17 protein-coding genes and 1 riboswitch are annotated in these 18,060 nt (G+C 73.4%); of the genes, 9 read left to right on the forward strand and 8 right to left on the reverse strand.

All coding sequences use genetic code 11. The features are described 5' to 3' along the window. Nucleotides 1-225 precede the first annotated feature (225 nt). Nucleotides 226-996, reverse strand: a complete 771-nt coding sequence (locus ACZ5NW_RS10325) for a methyltransferase (RefSeq protein ID WP_468743368.1) — start codon at nucleotides 994-996, stop codon at nucleotides 226-228. A 181-nt stretch (nucleotides 997-1,177) separates the two neighbouring features. Next, nucleotides 1,178-1,753: an SAV_6107 family HEPN domain-containing protein gene (locus ACZ5NW_RS10330; protein WP_468743369.1), complete on the reverse strand. Its 576-nt coding sequence runs from the start codon at nucleotides 1,751-1,753 to the stop codon at nucleotides 1,178-1,180. Nucleotides 1,754-1,925: 172 nt separating this feature from the next. Here ACZ5NW_RS10330 and ACZ5NW_RS10335 point away from each other — a divergent pair, with 172 nt between their 5' ends. The 4 genes from ACZ5NW_RS10335 (at nucleotide 1,926) to ACZ5NW_RS10350 (ending at nucleotide 7,736) form a co-directional block, all read left to right on the forward strand. Continuing rightward, the gene (locus ACZ5NW_RS10335) at nucleotides 1,926-2,978 is read left to right on the forward strand and encodes an ATP-binding cassette domain-containing protein (protein ID WP_468743370.1); all 1,053 of its coding nucleotides are present in this window, start codon (nucleotides 1,926-1,928) and stop codon (nucleotides 2,976-2,978) included. After that, entirely contained in the window at nucleotides 2,950-5,034 is a 2,085-nt protein-coding gene (locus tag ACZ5NW_RS10340) for a YhgE/Pip family protein (RefSeq protein WP_468743371.1), read from the forward strand. The genes ACZ5NW_RS10335 and ACZ5NW_RS10340 overlap by 29 nt, the downstream gene beginning before the upstream one ends. Nucleotides 5,035-5,078: 44 nt before the next feature. Beyond that, nucleotides 5,079-5,705: a TetR/AcrR family transcriptional regulator gene (locus ACZ5NW_RS10345; protein WP_468743372.1), complete on the forward strand. Its 627-nt coding sequence runs from the start codon at nucleotides 5,079-5,081 to the stop codon at nucleotides 5,703-5,705. Nucleotides 5,706-6,227: 522 nt separating this feature from the next. After that, complete coding sequence (locus ACZ5NW_RS10350) at nucleotides 6,228-7,736, forward strand: phytoene desaturase family protein (protein WP_468743373.1); 1,509 nt, start codon at nucleotides 6,228-6,230, stop codon at nucleotides 7,734-7,736. Between the two features lie 57 nt (nucleotides 7,737-7,793). On the opposite strand, the gene ACZ5NW_RS10355 is transcribed toward ACZ5NW_RS10350, so the two are convergent. The 6 genes from ACZ5NW_RS10355 to ACZ5NW_RS10380 form a co-directional block, all read right to left on the reverse strand. Further along, nucleotides 7,794-8,765: an SCO2102 family sporulation regulator gene (locus tag ACZ5NW_RS10355; protein ID WP_468743374.1), complete on the reverse strand. Its 972-nt coding sequence runs from the start codon at nucleotides 8,763-8,765 to the stop codon at nucleotides 7,794-7,796. Nucleotides 8,766-8,821: 56 nt separating this feature from the next. Further along, the gene (gene metF, locus ACZ5NW_RS10360) at nucleotides 8,822-9,745 is read right to left on the reverse strand and encodes a methylenetetrahydrofolate reductase [NAD(P)H] (RefSeq protein WP_468743375.1); all 924 of its coding nucleotides are present in this window, start codon (nucleotides 9,743-9,745) and stop codon (nucleotides 8,822-8,824) included. Between the two features lie 143 nt (nucleotides 9,746-9,888). Continuing rightward, entirely contained in the window at nucleotides 9,889-10,557 is a 669-nt protein-coding gene (gene thiE, locus ACZ5NW_RS10365; protein ID WP_468743376.1) for a thiamine phosphate synthase, read from the reverse strand. A gap of 86 nt (nucleotides 10,558-10,643) precedes the next feature. After that, the gene (locus tag ACZ5NW_RS10370) at nucleotides 10,644-11,009 is read right to left on the reverse strand and encodes an Rv2175c family DNA-binding protein (RefSeq protein WP_468743377.1); all 366 of its coding nucleotides are present in this window, start codon (nucleotides 11,007-11,009) and stop codon (nucleotides 10,644-10,646) included. Between the two features lie 98 nt (nucleotides 11,010-11,107). Beyond that, on the reverse strand, nucleotides 11,108-12,349 hold the full coding sequence (locus ACZ5NW_RS10375) for an NAD(P)/FAD-dependent oxidoreductase (RefSeq protein ID WP_468743378.1): 1,242 nt from the start codon (nucleotides 12,347-12,349) through the stop codon (nucleotides 11,108-11,110). Nucleotides 12,350-12,381: 32 nt separating this feature from the next. Beyond that, a complete protein-coding gene (locus ACZ5NW_RS10380) occupies nucleotides 12,382-12,732 on the reverse strand; it encodes an avidin-fold protein (RefSeq protein ID WP_468743379.1) in 351 nt (116 codons plus the stop codon). A gap of 51 nt (nucleotides 12,733-12,783) precedes the next feature. Next, nucleotides 12,784-12,895: riboswitch (TPP riboswitch) on the forward strand. Here ACZ5NW_RS10380 and thiO point away from each other — a divergent pair. From thiO to ACZ5NW_RS10405, 5 genes are all read left to right on the forward strand, one after another. Then, nucleotides 12,893-14,047 carry a glycine oxidase ThiO gene (thiO, locus tag ACZ5NW_RS10385; RefSeq protein WP_468743380.1) on the forward strand — a complete coding sequence of 385 codons (1,155 nt, stop codon included), beginning with the start codon at nucleotides 12,893-12,895 and terminating at the stop codon, nucleotides 14,045-14,047. (Overlaps the previous riboswitch by 3 nt.) Next, nucleotides 14,044-14,268 (forward strand): sulfur carrier protein ThiS, encoded by a 225-nt coding sequence (gene thiS / locus ACZ5NW_RS10390; protein WP_468743381.1) that lies wholly within the window; start codon nucleotides 14,044-14,046, stop codon nucleotides 14,266-14,268. Before thiO ends, thiS begins: the two co-directional genes overlap by 4 nt. Nucleotides 14,269-14,270: 2 nt before the next feature. Further along, complete coding sequence (locus ACZ5NW_RS10395; protein WP_468743382.1) at nucleotides 14,271-15,065, forward strand: thiazole synthase; 795 nt, start codon at nucleotides 14,271-14,273, stop codon at nucleotides 15,063-15,065. A gap of 114 nt (nucleotides 15,066-15,179) precedes the next feature. Beyond that, nucleotides 15,180-17,111, forward strand: a complete 1,932-nt coding sequence (pknB, locus tag ACZ5NW_RS10400) for a Stk1 family PASTA domain-containing Ser/Thr kinase (RefSeq protein WP_468743383.1) — start codon at nucleotides 15,180-15,182, stop codon at nucleotides 17,109-17,111. 34 nt (nucleotides 17,112-17,145) lie between these two features. Beyond that, nucleotides 17,146-18,042, forward strand: coding sequence for a deoxyribonuclease IV (locus ACZ5NW_RS10405; protein ID WP_468743384.1), 897 nt, complete (start codon nucleotides 17,146-17,148; stop codon nucleotides 18,040-18,042). Nucleotides 18,043-18,060 lie beyond the last annotated feature (18 nt).

Raw genomic sequence — 18,060 nt, forward strand, 5'->3', positions numbered from 1 at the left:
GAATCGCCCCCGTGAAACCCGCCCCTCTACGCCAATTGGCAACCGGGACCCGCCATGGGCGACCCGGCTCGCTGAGGCTTCCATTCCCCAGCGACCGGCCCGTCATGCCGGGGCGGTCTCCCTCGATCATACGGCGCACACCGCCCGAACGGGGGGCCTGTGGCGTACTCCATGCACGGGGGAGCCGCTGATCAGCGGCTCCCCCACAGGTACCCCGGAAGGCGCCTAGACCTCTTCGGCCCCTTGTGTCTCACCGAGCACATGGAGCTGCGTGGCCACCGCGTGGAAGGCGGGGAGCTCGGCCGCCGCCTCCTCCAGCTTCAGCAGGGCGTCCAGGGCGCCCGGCTCGGTGTCCACGAGGACGCCCGGGACGAGGTCGGCGAAGATCCGCACGCCGTGCACGGCACCCACCCGCAGCCCCGCGCCCTCGACCAGCCCGGTGAGCTGCTCGGCGGTGAAGCGGCGCGGCATCGGGTCACCCGTGCCCCATCGGCCGTCGGGGTCCTCCAGGGCCTGCTTGGCCTCCTTGAAGTGGCCGGCGAGGGCGCGCGCGAGCACGGCTCCGCCGAGGCCGGCGGCGAGCAGGCTGAGGACGCCCTCGGAGCGCAGCGCCGCCACCGCGTTGCGGACGCCCTCGGCGGGGTCGTCGACGTACTCCAGGACGCCGTGGCACAGCACGGCGTCGTAGCCGCCTCGCTCGACGACGTCGAACAGGCCGTGGGCGTCGCCCTGCACACCGCGCACCCTGTCGGCGACGCCGGCCTCGGCGGCGCGGCGCTCCAGGGCGAACAGCGCGTTGGGGCTGGGGTCGACGACGGTGACGCGGTGGCCGAGGCGGGCCACGGGCACCGCGAACTTGCCGCTGCCGCCCCCGGTGTCGAGGACGTCCAGGGACTCCCGGCCCGTGGCCTTGACCCGGCGGTCGAGGGCGTCCTGGAGGACCTCCCAGACCACGGCGGTACGGAGAGCGGCGCGGGGGCGGTGGGGGTCCGACACGGCAGTTGACTCCTCGGCGCGGCACCGCCTCTGGCACGGCGGAGCGAACGGGCTGCCTCCCCGCCCGGCCTGCGGGAGAGGGAAGGCTTCAGGCGTCTCCACCCTATTGCCTCGGGCACCGCCCCCGGTCACTTCGGTTCCCCCACCGGGCAGTTCCCCGAACGCCCCCGGTTCTCCCCGGTCACCCCGCGTCCGGCATGTCCTCGGACGGGGTGGGGGCGGGGGTGGGGGTGTCCCGTCCGTCGCCGTCCTGGCGGGGCTGGGGCAGGACCGGCTGGAGGACGAGCATGCGCTCGACGAGGCGGATGAACATCGCCACGTCGCGGACCAGGTCGTCGGCGTCCCGGCGGCTCGCCGCGCCCGCGATGCCGGCCTCGGCGCGGGCGCGGCGGAGGGCGCCGGAGGCGAACAGCGCGCTCCACTCGGTCAGTTCGGGCGCGATCTCGGGGAGCACTTCCCAGGCGCTCCTGATGCGTGCGCGGCGCCTGGGGGTGGTCTCCGGGCGTCCCCGGGCGGCGAGCACGGCGGCGGCGGTGCGCAGGGCGGCGAGGTGGGCGGTGGCATACCGCTCGTTGGGCGTGTCGAGGACGGCGGCCTCGTCCAGTGCGGCGCGGGCCTGGGTGAGCAGGTCGAGGGCGGCGGGCGGGGCCGTGGCCCGGCGGAGCACGGGGTGCACATCGCTCGCCGGGCCGGTCAGTGAGGGGGCAGGGCCGGTGGCGCGGCGCCGGCGGGCGGCGGCTGCGGGGTAGCTGGCCATGACGAACCTCCTGTCGTCTGGGTGACGGCACTCGGGGTGCCGTATGTGCCCATCGTGCGGTATGCCACTGACAATCCGTTCTGACCTGCGCTTTTGCTTCGAAGGAAGGTTCGGGCTATTTTTGCACTGACCAGTCAGTTCAAAAGCAGGCCGATGTGTCAGGGGGCACCGGATGGTGGAGGCGACGGACGACGGGCCGCACGGGTCCGCAATCGACAGCCAGGGGTTCTCGGCGGCCGGGAGCTACGAGTTCTCGACGGGTACCCAGGGTCTCGCGATCGAGGCCCGCGGGCTGGGGCTGAAGGGCCCGCGCGGCTGGGCCTTCCGGGGTGTCACCTTCGCGGCGGAGCCGGGCTCGCTCGTGGCCGTCCAGGGGCCGTCCGGCTCCGGCCGTACGTGTCTGCTGCTCGCGCTCACGGGGCGGATGCGGCCGACGGAGGGCACGGCCGTGGTGGGCGGCCTCGCGCTGCCGCGCCGGATGGCAGCCCTGCGCCGCTCGGCCGCCCTCGCCCACGTCCCCGGCGTGACCGACCTCGATCCCGCCCTGACCGTCGGTGAGCACCTGCGCGAACGGGCGCTGCTCCAGCGGCGGTTCGGCGACTCCGTACGGGGGCTGCTGCGACCGCGGCGCAACCGGGCGCTGGACGCCGCGCTGCGCATCGACGCCGCTCTGGCCGCCGCCGGACTCGACCGGGAGTCCCTTCCCAAGGGCTCGCGCACCGCCGTACGCGATCTGGAACGCCTGGAGGCGCTGCGGCTGTCCGTCGCGCTCGCCCTCATCGGCCGGCCGCGCCTGCTCGGCGTCGACGACACCGACCTGAAGCTCGCGGACGCCGAACGGGCGGAGGTGTGGGCCCTGCTCAGGTCGCTGGCCGAGAACGGGACGACGGTGGTGGCGGTGTGCAGCGAGGCGCCCGAGGGGGCGGTCGTGGTGCCGACGGGGGACGGCGACGCGGACACCGGCACGCGGGCCGGCGGCGGCGAGCGGGACGCGGGCAGGGAAGCCGAGGACGACGCTGCCACCCCGGATCCCGGCACGGAAGCCGACGCCACCACCTCGGAGCCCGGCACAGAGGCCGACGCCACCGCCCCCGGCACGGAAGCCGACGCCACCGACCCGGACCCCGGCCCCGCCGACAGCACCGCCGACGCCGACCACACCCCCGCCCGCCCCGACGAAGAGACGGAGACCTCCGATGCGCTCGCCTCGACTGGCCGTTCTTGAGCTGCGGCGGTTCGGGCGGGGGCGGCTGCCGCGGGCCGCGCTGGTCGCCCTTCTGCTGCTGCCCCTGCTGTACGGCGCCCTGTACCTGTGGTCCTTCTGGGACCCCTACGGCCGTCTGGCCCGCATCCCCGTCGCCCTGGTGAACGACGACAAGGGCGCGACCGCCGGCGGCAAGCGCATCGTCGCCGGGGACGACATCACCGCGGGGCTGCGCGAGAGCGAGGTCTTCGACTGGCACGAGGTGAGCGACGCCGAGGCACGCGCGGGCGTGGAGAAGGGCACGTACTACCTGTCGCTGACCATGCCGGCCGACTTCAGCGAGCGCATCGCCTCCAGCGCGGGCGACTCCCCCGAGACCGGCGCGCTCCAGGTGCGGACGAACGACGCGAACAACTACATCGTCGGCCAGATCTCCCGGACGGTCTTCAGCGAGGTGCGCACGGCCGCGTCCACCAAGGCGTCGCGGTCCTTCCTGGACAAGATCTTCATCTCGTTCTCCGACATCCACGGCGCGACCGAGAAGGCGGCGAACGGGGCCGACGACCTCAAGGGCGGCCTCGGAAAGGCCGAGCAGGGCTCCAAGGACCTGGCCGACGGGCTGACCACCGCCAAGAACGGCAGCTCGGACCTGTCCGCCGGCCTGACCAGGCTCAACCAGGGCGCCGGCGATCTGGAGTCCGGTGCGGCGCGGGTCGCGACGGGCACCCAGACCCTGGCCGACCGGGTCAACGGGGTCGCCGGGACGGTGCGGCCCTTCCTGGCGAAGAACGAACAGACCATCGGGGACACCGCCCGGCTCGTCGCCGACACCGCCGGCGCGATCCAGGACCATCTCGACACCCTGGTGGCGCGGGCCCCGGGCGCCGCACAGCGCGCCCACACGGCGGCCGACCTGCTCAGCGCCTACTACCGGACGCACTGCACGACGGCACTGCTGCCCGACGCGGCCTGCGCCGACCTGAGCAAGGCCCAGGACGCGGCCGCCGATGTGGCGACCGTCGCCGACGACCTCAACACCCTGATCGCCGACCAGAACGGCGACCTGAAGACGCTCAAGGCGAACCTGGCCACGCTCCAGCGGCAGGCAAAGGCCCTCGCCGACCGCGCCCCGCACCTCACCGAGGACCTCGACGACGCGGTCCGGAAGGTCAACGACCTGAACTCCGGCGCCGGCAAGGTCGCCGAGGGCGCGCGCAAGCTGCACACCGGGCTCGGCACGGCCGGCACGGGCGCGGTCGCCCTGGACGCGGGCGTCGGCAAGCTGGAGACGGGCGCCACCACACTCAACGGCGGCATGTTCAAGCTCGTCGGCGGCTCGACCCGGCTGGCCGACGGACTGCACGAGGGCGCCGGACGGATCCCCGACTACGACGAGAAGGACCGCGACGCGCACACCGCCGTCATGGCCGACCCGGTGAAGCTCGTGTCCCAGGCCCTGCACAAGGCGCCCAACTACGGCACCGGTTTCGCCCCGTACTTCATCCCGCTGTCCCTGTGGGTGGGCGCGATGGTGGCGTACATGCTGATCCCGCCGATGAACCGGCGGGCGCTCGCCGCGGGCGCCCCGGCCTGGCGGATCGCGCTGGCGGGCTGGCTGCCCGTCGTGGTGATCGGCGTGCTCCAGACGGCCGCGCTGATGGCCGTACTGCACTGGGCGATCGGTCTGCGGATGGCCCGCGCGGCGGGAACGGTCGGCTTCCTGTTCCTGGTGGCGGCGTGCTTCGCGGCGCTGGTGCAGTGGCTCAACGCGCGCTTCGGGGCGGCCGGCCGGATCCTCGTGCTGGCCCTGCTGATGCTCCAGCTGACGTCGGCGGGCGGCACCTACCCCGTGCAGACCAGCCCCGGGTTCTTCAACGCCATCCACGGCTTCCTGCCGATGAGTTACGTCGTGCAGGCACTGCGCAGGCTCATCACGGGCGGGGGTCTGGAACCGGTCGGGCACGCGTGCGTGGTGCTCGTCCTCTTCACCGCGGGCGCCCTCGCGCTGACCGCGCTGTCGGCCCGCCGCCGCCAGGTGTGGACCCTGGACCGGCTGCACCCGGAGCTGAGCCTGTGAGGGCGCGGCCATCGGCGGGCCCGGTTCCTGTGACAATCAGGGGCATGGAAAGCAGCACCACGTCGGGCGGCCGCACCCGCCGCGAGGCCACCCGGCAGAAGCTCTACGAGGCGGCCGTCACGCTCATCGCCGAGCAGGGCTTCTCCGCCACCACGGTGGACGAGATCGCCGAGCGGGCCGGCGTCGCGAAGGGCACGGTCTACTACAACTTCGCGAGCAAGTCGGTCCTCTTCGAGGAACTGCTGCGGCACGGCGTGGGCCTGCTGACCGCCTCGCTCCGGGAGGCGGCGGAGCGGACCGCGCGCGCGGGCGGCTCCAAGGTGGACGCCCTGGACGCGATGGTCCGCGCGGGGCTGGTCTTCATCGACCGCTACCCGGCCTTCACCCAGCTGTACGTGGCGGAGCTGTGGCGCACCAACCGGGCCTGGCAGTCGACGCTGATGGTGGTCCGCCAGGAGGCGGTGGCCGTCGTCGAGGGCGTTCTGCGGGAGGGCATCGAGGGCGGCGAGTTCAGCGAGGAGATCGATGTGCCGCTGACGGCGGCGGCGCTGGTCGGCATGGTGCTGGTGGCCGCCCTGGACTGGCAGGCGTTCCAGCCGGAGCGCTCCCTGGACGACGTGCACGCGGCGCTGTCGCGGCTGCTTCAGGGACGGGTGAGCGGCAGACCCTGACCGCCACGTCAGCCGACGGCGGCACGCACACACACGCACGCACGAAAGCGCCGGTACGTCGCGGTCACGTCCCCCACGGACCACCGCGCACCGGCGCTTCCTCGTGCTCCCCCCGTTTTCCCCGTTCCCCCGATTTCCCCCTGATTTCCCCGTTCCCCCGATTCCCCCGTTCGGTCGTTCCCCTCGCACCCCCGTTGCCTCGCTCCCGCCGACGGAGTCGGCGGAAGGAGCGGTCGAGGGCCGGCCCCGTTCCGCCGCCCCGTGTCGGCGGTGCCGGAGCCGAGCCCCTTTCCGTGCCTCCACTCTCCCGTTCGCGCAGGTCGGGACCCATCCGCGCGGCTACTCATCTCGGCACCTAGGTACGGATACTCAGCCCTGCGCACGCGCGCCCAGCCGGCACCTGCGCCGACTGGTCACGAGCACGTCCGCGCCCGTACTCCCGCCGGCCGCCCCGCCCCGCGTGTCGCCGCTGGTCAGGGGCCCGCGGCGGGATTGTCGGCGGTGGCCGATAAAGTCCCTGGCATGGCACGGATTGCGGTGATCGGCGCCGGGATGGGCGCGATGGCGGGCGCCGCCCGGCTGGCCGTCGCGGGCCACCGGGTGGTGGTGTACGAGCGGACGGGGACGTACGGCGGAGCGGTGCGCCGGGTCGAGCGGGACGGCTTCCGCTTCGACACCGGGCCGGGGCTGCTGCCCCTGCCCGCGGTCTACCGCGACCTGTTCCTCAAGACCGGCAAGGAGCCCCTGGAGCGCCTTGTCGAGCTGGTCCAGGTCGACCCGTCCTCACGGCACGTCTTCGCGGACGGCACCGCGGTGTCGCTGCCCAACGCCTCACGCGCGGGCGTCGTCTCGGCCCTGGACGAGGCGCTCGGAGCGGGCGCCGGCGGGCGCTGGGGCGACTTCCTGGTCCGGGCCCGCGAGGCGTGGGACCGCACGCGCCGGCCCCTCCTGGAGGAGCCCCTGTGGCCCAACTGGTCGGTGCTGGCCGGCCGTGAGCCGTATCCGGCGGTACCGCACAAGAAGCTGCTGCGCACCCGCCGGGCCGGCACGCTCGCCGAGGTCGGCGCCTGGGAGCTGCGCGACGCCCGCCTCGCGGCCCTGCTGGAGAGCCACGCCCTCGCGTACGGCCTGGACCCGCGCGTCACCCCGGCGAGCGCGGCCGTGCTGCCGTACATGGAGCACGCCTTCGGTGTCTGGTATGTGCGCGGCGGGATACGGGAGTTGGCCCGCGCGGTGTACGAGCGGTGTCTGGCCCGCCGCGTCGAGTTCGTCTTCGAGACCGAGGTCACCGGGGTGCTGGAGAAGGACGGCCGGGCGGCGGGGGTCGAGTTCGCCGACGGCGGTGTGGCGGAGGCGGACCATGTCGTGGCGGGCGTGGACCCGGCCCGGCTCGCCGGTCTGACGGAGCATCCGCTGTACGGCGAGGGTGCGGTGCGGCCCGGTCCGGAGGCGGACCGGCCGGGGAGGTTCACGGTGCTGCTGGCGCTGCGCGGCGCGCGTGAGGCCGGTGCGGTCCATCGCACGGTGGTGCACTCCCCGGACCGCGCCGCCGAGTTGGACTTCCTCGACTCCGCGCGCGGTGAGCCGGCGCGTCCCACCGTGACGGTGCTGCGGCCGGGTGATCCCGCGCTGCACCCCGAGGGGGACTTCGAGTCGGTGGTGCTGTCCGCCACGGTGCCGACGCGGGCCGACTGGGGTGTCGACGCGACCGACGACCGGTTCGCGGACCTCATGGTGGCGGCCGCGGAGGCGGCCGTGCCGGGGCTGCGCGAGCGACTGATGTGGCGTGAGGTGCGTACGCCCGAGCACACCGAGGCCGAGACCGGCGCCTCGTTCGGCGCCGTGCCGGCCCCCGCGCTGGCCGCCGGCGAGGGCCGCTTCCTGCACCCGGCCAACGCGACCCCGCTGCCGGGGCTGTACCGGGTGGGTGGCTGGGCGCATCCCGGCGGCGGTCTTCCGCACGCCGGGATGTCGGGGGCGCTGGTCGCCGGGCTGATCGTGGAGGGGCCGGACTTCCGGGGCTCCCAGTGAGCCCCGCCGACGGTGCGCCGCGCCGCTTGGGACGGCGACGGCGCCGACGCGACCGCTTCAGAAACGGTACTGCTCGTCGATCCCGCTGTGCCCCTGCTGCCCGTCCCCGGGGTAGGGGTACTGCTGCTCCGGGGGGAGTTCCCCGCTGAGCGGGTCGTCGGTGGTGCGCTGCTGCGGGACCCAGACGCCGCCGGCCGGGGTCTCGCCGTAGCCGCCGGTGCCGTACTGGTCGTAGCCCTGCTGGCCGTACCCCTGCTGCCCGTAGCCGGTGTCGTAGGTGCCGCCGCCGTAGGTCTGGGTGCCGATGTAGGGGTCGGAGTAGGCGGCGTACTGCTGCTGCCCGCCGGACGTGTCGTAGCCGTAGCCCTGCTGGCCGTAGCCCTGGTAGGCGTCGTAGCCGTAGCCCTGGTCGCCGCCGCCCTGGCCCGTGGCGGCGTACTGATCCTGGGACTGGCCGGCGGCCGAGGCGTAGGCGGAGTCGCTGTACACGCCGTAGGAGCCGGTGTCGTCAGGCATGGGCTGCGGCTCGTAGACAGAGGTGGTCTCGGCGGAGGTGGGGCGGGCGGGGGTGAAGACGTCGTCGCGGTCGTAGTCGTCGTAGGCGGTCCGGTCCGCGGCGTACGCCGGGCTCTCGTCGCCGTAGGCGCCCTCGTCGTCGTGGTCGTGGGCGCCCGCCTCGCCGGCCTCCAGGTCGGAGACCTCCAGGGTCGGGTCCTGCTGCTCCGCCTTGCCGCGGCGGCGCTTGGCGACCCCGGCGACGACACCCTCGCCGTCGGGGCGCTTGACCGCCCAGCCCTCCGCGAAGCCGCGGCGGAAGGACAGCGTGACGTAGGTCTGGCCGACCGCGAACGCGGCCGCGCCCAGGCCGATGACGACGACCGACGGGATCAGCACGCCCAGGACGACGCCGAGGAAGCCGGCGAACGCCAGCAGCCGCCAGCGCAGGCGCGCCTTGTACTGCAGCAGCACCTCGCCGAGCAGCCACAGCGCGACGACGCCGAACGCGATGTAGAGGACCGTCCAGCCCATGTACGCCCCTCTCCCAGTGGCCGCTACGCAGTGTGTCGTACGCCCGCGCGACCGGTCTAGGCCTGCGGCGGGTGGTGCAGGCCCAGGTTCTCGTAGATTTCCAGCGTCGCCGTGGAGTTGTTGAGTGTAATGAAGTGCAGTCCGGGCACTCCCTCGGCCAGCAGCCGTGCGCAGAACTCCGTGGCGAATTCGATGCCAATGGAGCGTACAGCGGCCGGATCGTCTTTGGCTGTGAGGATCCGCTCTTTCAGCTCGGCCGGGAAGTGGGCGTTGCTGAGTTTGGGCAGCCGCTCCAGCATCCGGACGCTCGTCACCGGCAGGACCTCGGGGATGACCGGGGTCTCGCAGCCGGCGGCCGCCACGCGGTCGCGCAGCCGCAGGTAGGACTCGGGCTGGAAGAACATCTGCGTGATCGCGTAGTCGGCGCCGGCCCGGCACTTGTCGACGAAGTGCGTGACGTCCGTGTCCCAGTCGCTGGAGCGCGGATGCATCTCGGGGAAGGCGGCGACGCCCACGCAGAAGTCGCCCGACTCCTTGATGAGCCGGACGAGTTCGGCGGCGTAGGTCAGGCCCTGCGGGTGCGGGATCCAGTCGCCCATGGGGTCGCCGGGCGGGTCGCCGCGCACGGCGAGCATGTTGCGGATCCCGGCGTCGGCGTACTGGCCGATGATGTTGCGCAGCTCGGCGAGGGAGTGGTCGACCGCGGTGAGGTGGGCGACCGGGGTGAGCGTCGTGTCGACGACGATCTGCTGGGTCTCCTTGACGGTGGTCGCCCGCGTGGATCCGCCGGCGCCGTAGGTCACGGAGACGAAGTCGGGGGCCACCGCCTCGACCCTGCGGAGCGCGTTCCACAGACTCCGCTCACCCTGGGGGGTCTTCGGCGCGTAGAACTCGAACGAGTACGTCGTCTTGCCGGTGGCCAGGATGTCGCGCACGGTGCGTGCGCGGTCCGTCCTGGTGGATGCGGTTCCGAGGGCCATACTCGCAGGTTAGCCAGGGGCGGGCGGTCACCCAACCGGACTCCGGAAATTTGCCCGAATTGCCGGGTCGTTGTCCACCTGTCGGACAGTTGTCGGACACCTGAGGGGCCCGTTCCCGGCACTTAAGGGACCGTTGCCGGCTTCTAAGGGGCCGTTGCCAGCCGTTTCGCCAGCTCGCGCGTCGCTGCGCCGGGGTCCTCCGCCTCGGTGATCGCCCGTACGACCACGACCCGGCGGGCGCCCGCCTCCAGCACCTGGTCCAGATTGCCCAGGTCGATGCCGCCGATGGCGAACCAGGGGCGGTCGGTGCCGAGCGAGGCCGCGTACCGGACCAGGTCGAGGCCAGGGGCGGGCCGGCCGGGCTTGGTGGGGGTGGGCCAGCAGGGGCCGGTGCAGAAGTAGTCGACGCCCTCCTGGACGGCGGCCGCGGCGGCCTCCGCCTCGCTGTGCGTGGAACGGCCGATCAGCACCTCGTCGCCGAGGATGGCGCGGGCCGCGGGGACCGGCAGGTCGCCCTGGCCGAGGTGGAGCACCGAGGGGCCCGTGGGGTGCGCGGCGCGGGCCGCGTGCGCGACGTCGGCGCGGTCGTTCACCGAGAGCAGCTTGCCGTACGCGTGGCACCGGTCGGCGAACAGCTCCAGCAGGCCCAGCTCCTCGTCCGCCTCCAGGCTCTTGTCGCGCAGCTGGACGACGTCGACGCCGTTGTCGAGGACCGCGTCCAGGAACGCGCGCAGGTCACCCTGCTTCCGACGGGCGTCGGTGCAGAGGTAGAGCCGGGCGTCGGCGAGCCGGGCGCGGGCGGTGTCGGGCATGCGGGTGTCCCCCCGGGGCGAGGGCGTGCGGCCGCGGTGGGCCGGGGCCGCACGCCAGGGCAGTTCAGACGGATGGGTGGTTCGGCTCAGACGGCGAGCGCCTGGGCGCGCCGCTTCACCTCCGTGCCGCGATTCTCGCTCAGGGCCTGCGCCGGGGTGCCGGGCAGGGTCGGGTCGGGGGTGAAGAGCCACTCGATCATCTCTTCGACCGTGAAGCCGTCGTCCCGCAGGAGCGTCAGGGTCCCGGAGAGGCCCTTGACGACCTTGTCCCCGTCGATGAAGGCGGCGGGGACGTGCAGTGCGCGGTTCTCGCCCCGGCGCACGGCGATGAGCTGGCCGTCCTTGACCAGCTGTCGCACCCGCGTCACGTCGACGCCGAGCTGTTCGGCGATGTCGGGAAGGGTGAGCCAGGCAGGGACGAGAGCGTCGATCTTGGTGTCAATCTCGGTCACACCACAAGACTGCCATCTCCCACTGACAGCCGGAAGCCAGCCCCGCCCACCTGGGACGTCGGCCGGATCCGGAACGGAGGAGGACCCTAGGGCGTGTCCTAGAGCGTGGCCGTCTTCAGGGGCCGTGCCGGGTCCGCCGTCAGGGCCGGGTCCAGGGCGGCGCCCGCCTCGATCAGGCGCCTGCCCTGGGCCAGGTCGCGGGGGCGGCCCACGGCCAGCAGGGCGACCAGGCGGCCCTCGCGCAGCCAGCAGACGCTCCAGGCCGGCCCGGCCGGGTCGCCCCGCCAGATCATCCGGTCGGCCGCCGCATGGTGCCCCGCGTACTGCACGAACCGGCCGAACTGCTCGGACCAGAAGTACGGCACCGGGTCGTAGACCGCGGGCGGCTCGCCGGTCGGCTCGCCGAGGATGTTCGCGGCGACCGTGCGCGGCCCCTGCAGGGCGTTGTCCCAGTGATGGACCAGCAGCCGCTCGCCGTAGCGGGCCGACGGGAAGGAGGCGCAGTCGCCGACCGCGTAGACGTCGGGCACCGAGGTGCGCAGCCGGTCGTCGGCCACCACCTCGCCGTACGCGCCGAGCTCGATGCCGGAGCCGGCCAGCCAGGCGGTGGCGGGGCGGGCGCCGATGCCGACCACGACGGCGTCGGCGGGCAGCCGGGTGCCGTCGTCGAGGACGACCGCGCCGGGCTCGACGCGCTCCACGCGCGTGTGCGTGCGCAGCTCGGTGCCGCTGTCGGCGTACCAGGCGGCCATCGGGGCGGCCACCTCGGCGGGCAGGGCGCCCGCGAGCGGACGGTCGGCTGCCTCGACGACGGTCACCGCGCAGCCCGCCTCGCGCGCGGCCGTGGCGAACTCCGCGCCGATCCAGCCGGCGCCGACCACCACGATGTCGTGCCGCCGGGCGAGTACGGGCCGCAGCCGCTCGGCGTCGTCCAGGGTGCGCAGCAGATGCACACCGGGCACGCCCTCCGCGCCGGGCAGCCGGATCGGTTCCGCGCCGGTGGCGAGCACGAGGACGTCGTACGGCACCGGGCCGGCCTCGGTGTCCAGCTCGTGGTCGGCGGGGCGCAAGCCGAGGGCGTCGCGGCCCAGGCACAGCTCGATGCCGAGGCCCTCGAAGTCGACGTCGAAGGCGGAGCCCTCGGCCTTGCCGAGCAGCACGGCCTTGGACAGCGGCGGCCGGTCGTAGGGCTGATGCGGCTCCGCGCCGATCAGCGTGACCGTGCCGGTGAAGCCCTGCTCGCGCAGCGCGACGGCGGTCTGCACCCCGGCCATGCCGGCACCGACGACGACCACGCGCCGCCCGGGTGACGTGCCCTCTTCGCGACTCTGCTCACTCACCTGATCACCATAGACAACTGACGATTCGTCAGTCAGCCGTCCTGCTCCGTGACCTGCTCCACAACGCTCGTGCCGCTGCCCGTCTGCGACTCCCACTCCCAGCTCTCCTCCAGGCGGACCCGCCCGTCCGCCAGGACGACCACGGCCGACACACAGTGCCCCGAGGAGGTGGTCCCGTCGATCTTGAGCTGGACGTACCGGAAGTCGAGCCGGTCGCCCTCACGGGTACCCACCAGGTGGCCGCGTACGACGTCGCCGCCCGCGTACTCGGCCCAGATCTCGCCGTCCTGCTCGTGGTACGTGAAGCGGGTACGGGTGCCCACCTGACCTGGGGCCTGGTCCGCGACCGGGGCGAGGATCAGTCCGTCGAGCGAGCGGGACATGGGTCAAGGCTCCCTTACTGAGGAAAACGGCACGGGCTAGGGTGGCCAACGTAAAGCACTCGCGGGAGCCCGGACGCACCGGGCTGAGAGGGAGGCTGGCGGCCTCCGACCGTACGAACCTGATCCGGGTCATGCCGGCGAAGGGAGGGGCTGGACGCCCATGTCGTCACGCACGTCCGACGTCCTCGTCATCGGGGGCGGAATCATCGGCCTGGTCACGGCGTGGCGGGCCGCGCAGCGCGGGCTCACCACCACCGTCGTGGACCCCGAGCCGGGCGGCGGGGCCGCCCAGGTGGCGGCCGGCATGCTCGCCGCCGTCACCGAACTGCACTACGGCGAGCAGACCCTGCTCGGCCTCAACCTCGCCTCGGCCCGCCGCTATCCGGAGTTCGCGGCCGAGCTGACCGCTCTCACCGGCCAGGACCTCGGCTATCGCCAGTGCGGCACGCTCGCCGTCGCGCTGGACGCCGACGACCGCGCCCATCTGCGCGAACTGCACGCTCTGCAACGGCAGTCGGGGCTCGACTCCGAGTGGCTGTCGGGCCGGGACTGCCGGCGCCTGGAGCCCCTGCTCGCGCCGGGGGTGCGCGGCGGACTGCGGGTGGACGGCGACCACCAGATCGACCCGCGCCGGCTGGCCGCGGCGCTGGTGACGGCGTGCGAGCGCTCCGGGGTGGTGCTGCACCGGGACTGGGCGGAGCGCCTGACGGTCGTACGGGACCGTGCGGCCGGGGTCGTGACGCGTGCGGGCGACGAGCTGACCGCCGGGCAGGTCGTCCTGGCCGCGGGCAGTCTCAGCGGGCGGCTGCCGGGCGTCCCGGACCAGGTGCTGCCGCCCGTACGGCCGGTGAAGGGACAGGTGCTGCGGCTGACCGTGCCGCGCCGGTACGCGCCGTTCCTCAACCGGACCGTGCGCGCGATGGTGCGCGGCAGCCATGTCTATCTCGTGCCGCGCGAGAACGGCGAGCTGGTCGTGGGCGCCACCAGCGAGGAGCTGGGCTGGGACACCGTCGTGACCGCGGGGGGCGTGTACGGGCTGCTGCGGGACGCGCACGAGCTGGTCCCCGGGATCACCGAGCTGCCGCTGACGGAGACGCGCGCGGGACTGCGCCCCGGCTCCCCGGACAACGCGCCGCTGCTCGGCCCGACCGAGCTGGACGGACTGCTGCTGGCCACCGGGCACTACCGCAACGGCGTGCTGCTGACACCGGTCACCGGCGACGCCATGGCGCTGATGCTGACCACCGGGGAACTCCCGGACGAGGCCCGCCCCTTCACCCCGAAGCGTTTCAGCCGCATGGAGCAGCCCGCATGAGCGTCCCCGTCCCCGCCCCCGTCACCGTCTCCGTCAACGGCGAGCCCCGCCTGATCGAGCCCGGCACGGCTCTCGGCACGCTCGTCGCGTCCCTGACCGCCGCGCCCTCCGGTGTGGCCGCCGCCCTCAACGAAACCGTCGTCCCGCGCGCGCAGTGGTCCTCGACCCCCCTCTCCGAGGGGGACCGCGTCGAGGTCCTGACCGCCGTCCAAGGAGGCTGACCATGGCCGACGATCCCTTCGTCCTCGGTGGTACGTCCTTCTCGTCCCGTCTGATCATGGGCACCGGCGGCGCGCCGAGCCTGGAGGTGCTGGAGCGGGCGCTGGTCGCGTCCGGCACGGAGCTGACGACGGTCGCGATGCGGCGGGTGGATCCGTCCGTCCAGGGCTCCGTGCTGTCGGTCCTGGAGCGGCTCGGCATCCGGGTGCTGCCGAACACCGCGGGCTGTTTCACCGCCGGCGAGGCCGTGCTGACCGCCCGTCTGGCGCGTGAGGCGCTGGGCACCGATCTGATCAAGCTGGAGGTCATCGCCGACGAGCGCACGCTGCTGCCGGACCCGATCGAGCTGCTGGACGCGGCCGAGACCCTGGTCGACGACGGCTTCACCGTGCTGCCGTACACGAACGACGACCCGGTGCTCGCCCGCAGGCTGGAGGACGTCGGCTGTGCGGCGATCATGCCGCTGGGCTCGCCGATCGGTTCCGGGCTCGGCATCCGCAACCCGCACAACTTCCAGCTGATCGTCGAGCACGCGCGGGTGCCGGTGATCCTGGACGCCGGCGCCGGGACGGCGTCGGACGCGGCACTGGCGATGGAGCTGGGCTGCGCGGGCGTGATGCTGGCCTCGGCGGTCACGCGCGCGCAGGAGCCCGTCCTGATGGCTGCCGCCATGAGGAACGCGGTGGAGGCGGGGCGGCTGGCGCGGCGGGCGGGGCGGATCCCCCGGCGGCACTTCGCGGAGGCGTCGTCTCCGGTGGAGGGCCTGGCCGTGCTGGATCCCGAGCGGCCCGCTTTTTGATCTCCCACCCGGCCACGGCCCTCCCGCGCACGGCGCGTCACAGGTCGGCTGCAGTACCGCCCCGATCGGGTGGAAGCGGTGGGTGTGTCAGCAGTGACTCGTAGACTCACCTGCGTGGACACGACCCTTCAGGACCCTCTCGTCGGGCAGGTGCTCGACGGCCGTTATCGCGTCGACGCGCGGATCGCGGTCGGCGGGATGGCCACGGTCTACCGGGCCGTGGACACCCGCCTGGACCGCGTCCTCGCGCTCAAGGTGATGCATCCGACGCTCGCGGCCGACGGCACCTTCGTCGAGCGGTTCATCCGGGAGGCGAAGTCCGTCGCCCGGCTCGCGCACCCGAATGTGGTCCAGGTCTTCGACCAGGGCACCGACGGGTCGTACGTCTATCTGGCCATGGAGTACATCGCCGGCTGCACCCTGCGGGACGTGCTGCGCGAGCGCGGGGCGCTCCAGCCGCGCGCCGCGCTGGACATCCTGGAGCCGGTGCTCGCCGCGCTGGGCGCCGCGCACCGGGCCGGTTTCGTGCACCGCGACATGAAGCCGGAGAACGTCCTGATAGGGGACGACGGGCGGGTCAAGGTCGCCGACTTCGGTCTCGTGCGGTCCGTGGACACCGTGACCAGCACCACCGGGGCCGTCCTCGGGACGGTCTCCTATCTCGCCCCCGAGCAGATCGAGCAGGGCACCACGGACGCCCGCGCGGACGTGTACGCCTGCGGTGTCGTGCTGTACGAGATGCTCACGGGCGGGAAGCCGCACTCCGGGGACTCCCCGGCGATCGTGCTGTACAAGCACCTCCACGAGGACGTGCCGCCGCCGTCCGCCGCCGTGCCGGGAATGGCGTACGAGCTGGACGAGCTCGTCGCCTCGGCGACGGCCCGCACCCCGGACGTCCGTCCGCACGACGCGGTGGCGCTGCTCGCGCAGGTCCGCGAGGCGCGGGCGGCCCTGAGCGCCGACCAGCTGGACGCCCTGCCGCCGCAGGCCCACTCCGCCGAGCACGACAACGCGGAGGACCGCACCAGTGTGATCCCGCGCGCGCTGACGGTGCCCCGGCTGCTGCCGGTCAACGAGGACGACCTGCCCGAGGGCGGCGACGGCGTGCACCGGACCTCGCGCTTCGAGGCCCCGCCCCCGCCGCCGCCCCGGCGCCGCGGGGTGCGGCCGCGGCTGCTCGCCCTGGTCACGGCCGTGCTGCTGGTGATCGGCGTCGGCGTGGGCGTCTGGTACATCAACTCCGGCCAGTTCACCAAGGTGCCGGCGGTGCTGACGCAGACCGAGGCGCAGGCCAGGGAGCGGCTGGCGCAGGCCGGTCTGGAGGCCGGCAAGGTCAAGCACGCCTACAGCGACACCGTCAAGCGCGGCCGGGTCATCAACACGGACCCCGGGCCGGGCACCCGGATCCGGGACCACGACTCGGTGACGCTCACCATCTCCGACGGCCCGGAGACGGTGAAGGTGCCGGACGTGACCGGCTCCCGGCTGGACAAGGCCAAGGAACTGCTGAAGACGGACGGCCTTGAGCCGGGCCTGGTCACCGAGGAGTTCAGCGACGACGTCATCAAGGGCTTCGTGATCCGCTCCAGCCCGGGGAAGGGCACCGAGCGCCACGCGGGTTCGGCGGTCGCCCTGGTCGTCAGCAAGGGCTCCCCCGTCGACGTCCCGGACGTCACCGGTGACGACCTGGACGACGCCAAGGCCGAGCTGGAGGAGGCCGGTCTGAAGGTGACGATCGCCGGCGAGCAGATCAACTCCGAGTTCGACAAGGGGAAGGTCGCCGCGCAGACGCCGGCCGGGGACAGCCAGGCCGCCGACGGCGACACGGTGACGCTGACCCTGTCCAAGGGCCCGGAGATGGTCGAGGTCCCGGACGTGGTGGGTGACAGCGTGGACGACGCGAAGTCGGCGCTGGAGCAGGCCGGCTTCAAAGTCAAGGAGGACCGCGGGATCCTCGGGCTCTTCGGCGACACGGTGAAGAGCCAGTCCGTGGACGGCGGGGAGACGGCGCCCAAGGGGTCGACGATCACGATCACCATCCGGTGACGGGGGCGGCCGGGCGCCATGGCACCCTGAACGGGTGAGTTCCGCGCAGTCGTCCCTCCCCCCGCAGTCGTCCCTCCCCCGCAATCCCGTCGGCGGCCATGTTCCGGTGGCCGGCGGTCTGCACTCCGTGGGGCTGTCCTACGCCCATGACCTCAAGGCCGAGACCGTGCAGGTCTTCGTCGCCAACCCGCGCGGCTGGGCCACCCCCGCCGGGAACCCGGCGCAGGACGAGGCGTTCCGCGCGACCTGCGCGGCGGAGTCGATCCCGGTGTACGTCCACGCGCCGTATCTGATCAACTTCGGCTCGCACACCGAGGCGACCGTGGAGAAGTCGGTGGACTCACTACGGCACTCGCTGCGCCGGGGCCGGGAGATCGGCGCCCTGGGTGTGGTCGTGCACACGGGCAGCGCGACGGGCGGGCGGGACCGGTCGGTGGCGCTGAAGCAGGTGCGGGAGCACATGCTGCCGCTGCTGGACGAGCTGAGCCATGACGACGACCCGTATCTGCTGCTGGAGTCCACGGCCGGCCAGGGCGCCTCGCTGTGCTCCCGGACGTGGGACTTCGGGCCGTACTTCGAGGCGCTGGACGCCCACCCGAAGCTGGGCGTGTGCCTGGACACCTGCCACATCTACGCGGCCGGCCACGATCTGACCGGCCCGAGCGGTATGCATCAGACGCTCGATCTGCTGGTCGACACGGTCGGCGAGGGCCGGCTGAGGCTGATCCACGCCAATGACTCCAAGGATGTCGTCGGCGCGCACAAGGACCGCCACGAGAACATCGGCGCCGGGCACATCGGGGAGGACCCGTTCCGCGCCCTGATGACGCACCCGGCGACCGAGGGCGTGCCCCTGATCATCGAGACCCCGGGCGGCAAGGAGGGCCACGCGGCGGACGTGGAACGCCTGAAGAAGCTCAGAGACGGCTGACCGGCGCCTCAGAGCTCG

The organism is Streptomyces sp. NPDC032126 (assembly GCF_055580085.1).

Excerpts from the sequence above, each read along its gene's own strand:
- ACZ5NW_RS10330 (WP_468743369.1), bottom strand. The coding sequence starts at position 1,753 with ATGGCCAGCTACCCCGCAGCCGCCGCCCGCCGGCGCCGCGCCACCGGC.
- ACZ5NW_RS10335 (WP_468743370.1), top strand. The coding sequence starts at position 1,926 with ATGGTGGAGGCGACGGACGACGGGCCGCACGGGTCCGCAATCGACAGC.
- ACZ5NW_RS10340 (WP_468743371.1), top strand. The coding sequence starts at position 2,950 with ATGCGCTCGCCTCGACTGGCCGTTCTTGAGCTGCGGCGGTTCGGGCGG.
- ACZ5NW_RS10345 (WP_468743372.1), top strand. The coding sequence starts at position 5,079 with ATGGAAAGCAGCACCACGTCGGGCGGCCGCACCCGCCGCGAGGCCACC.
- ACZ5NW_RS10350 (WP_468743373.1), top strand. The coding sequence starts at position 6,228 with ATGGCACGGATTGCGGTGATCGGCGCCGGGATGGGCGCGATGGCGGGC.
- ACZ5NW_RS10355 (WP_468743374.1), bottom strand. The coding sequence starts at position 8,765 with ATGGGCTGGACGGTCCTCTACATCGCGTTCGGCGTCGTCGCGCTGTGG.
- metF (WP_468743375.1), bottom strand. The coding sequence starts at position 9,745 with ATGGCCCTCGGAACCGCATCCACCAGGACGGACCGCGCACGCACCGTG.
- thiE (WP_468743376.1), bottom strand. The coding sequence starts at position 10,557 with ATGCCCGACACCGCCCGCGCCCGGCTCGCCGACGCCCGGCTCTACCTC.
- ACZ5NW_RS10380 (WP_468743379.1), bottom strand. The coding sequence starts at position 12,732 with ATGTCCCGCTCGCTCGACGGACTGATCCTCGCCCCGGTCGCGGACCAG.
- thiO (WP_468743380.1), top strand. The coding sequence starts at position 12,893 with ATGTCGTCACGCACGTCCGACGTCCTCGTCATCGGGGGCGGAATCATC.
- thiS (WP_468743381.1), top strand. The coding sequence starts at position 14,044 with ATGAGCGTCCCCGTCCCCGCCCCCGTCACCGTCTCCGTCAACGGCGAG.
- ACZ5NW_RS10395 (WP_468743382.1), top strand. The coding sequence starts at position 14,271 with ATGGCCGACGATCCCTTCGTCCTCGGTGGTACGTCCTTCTCGTCCCGT.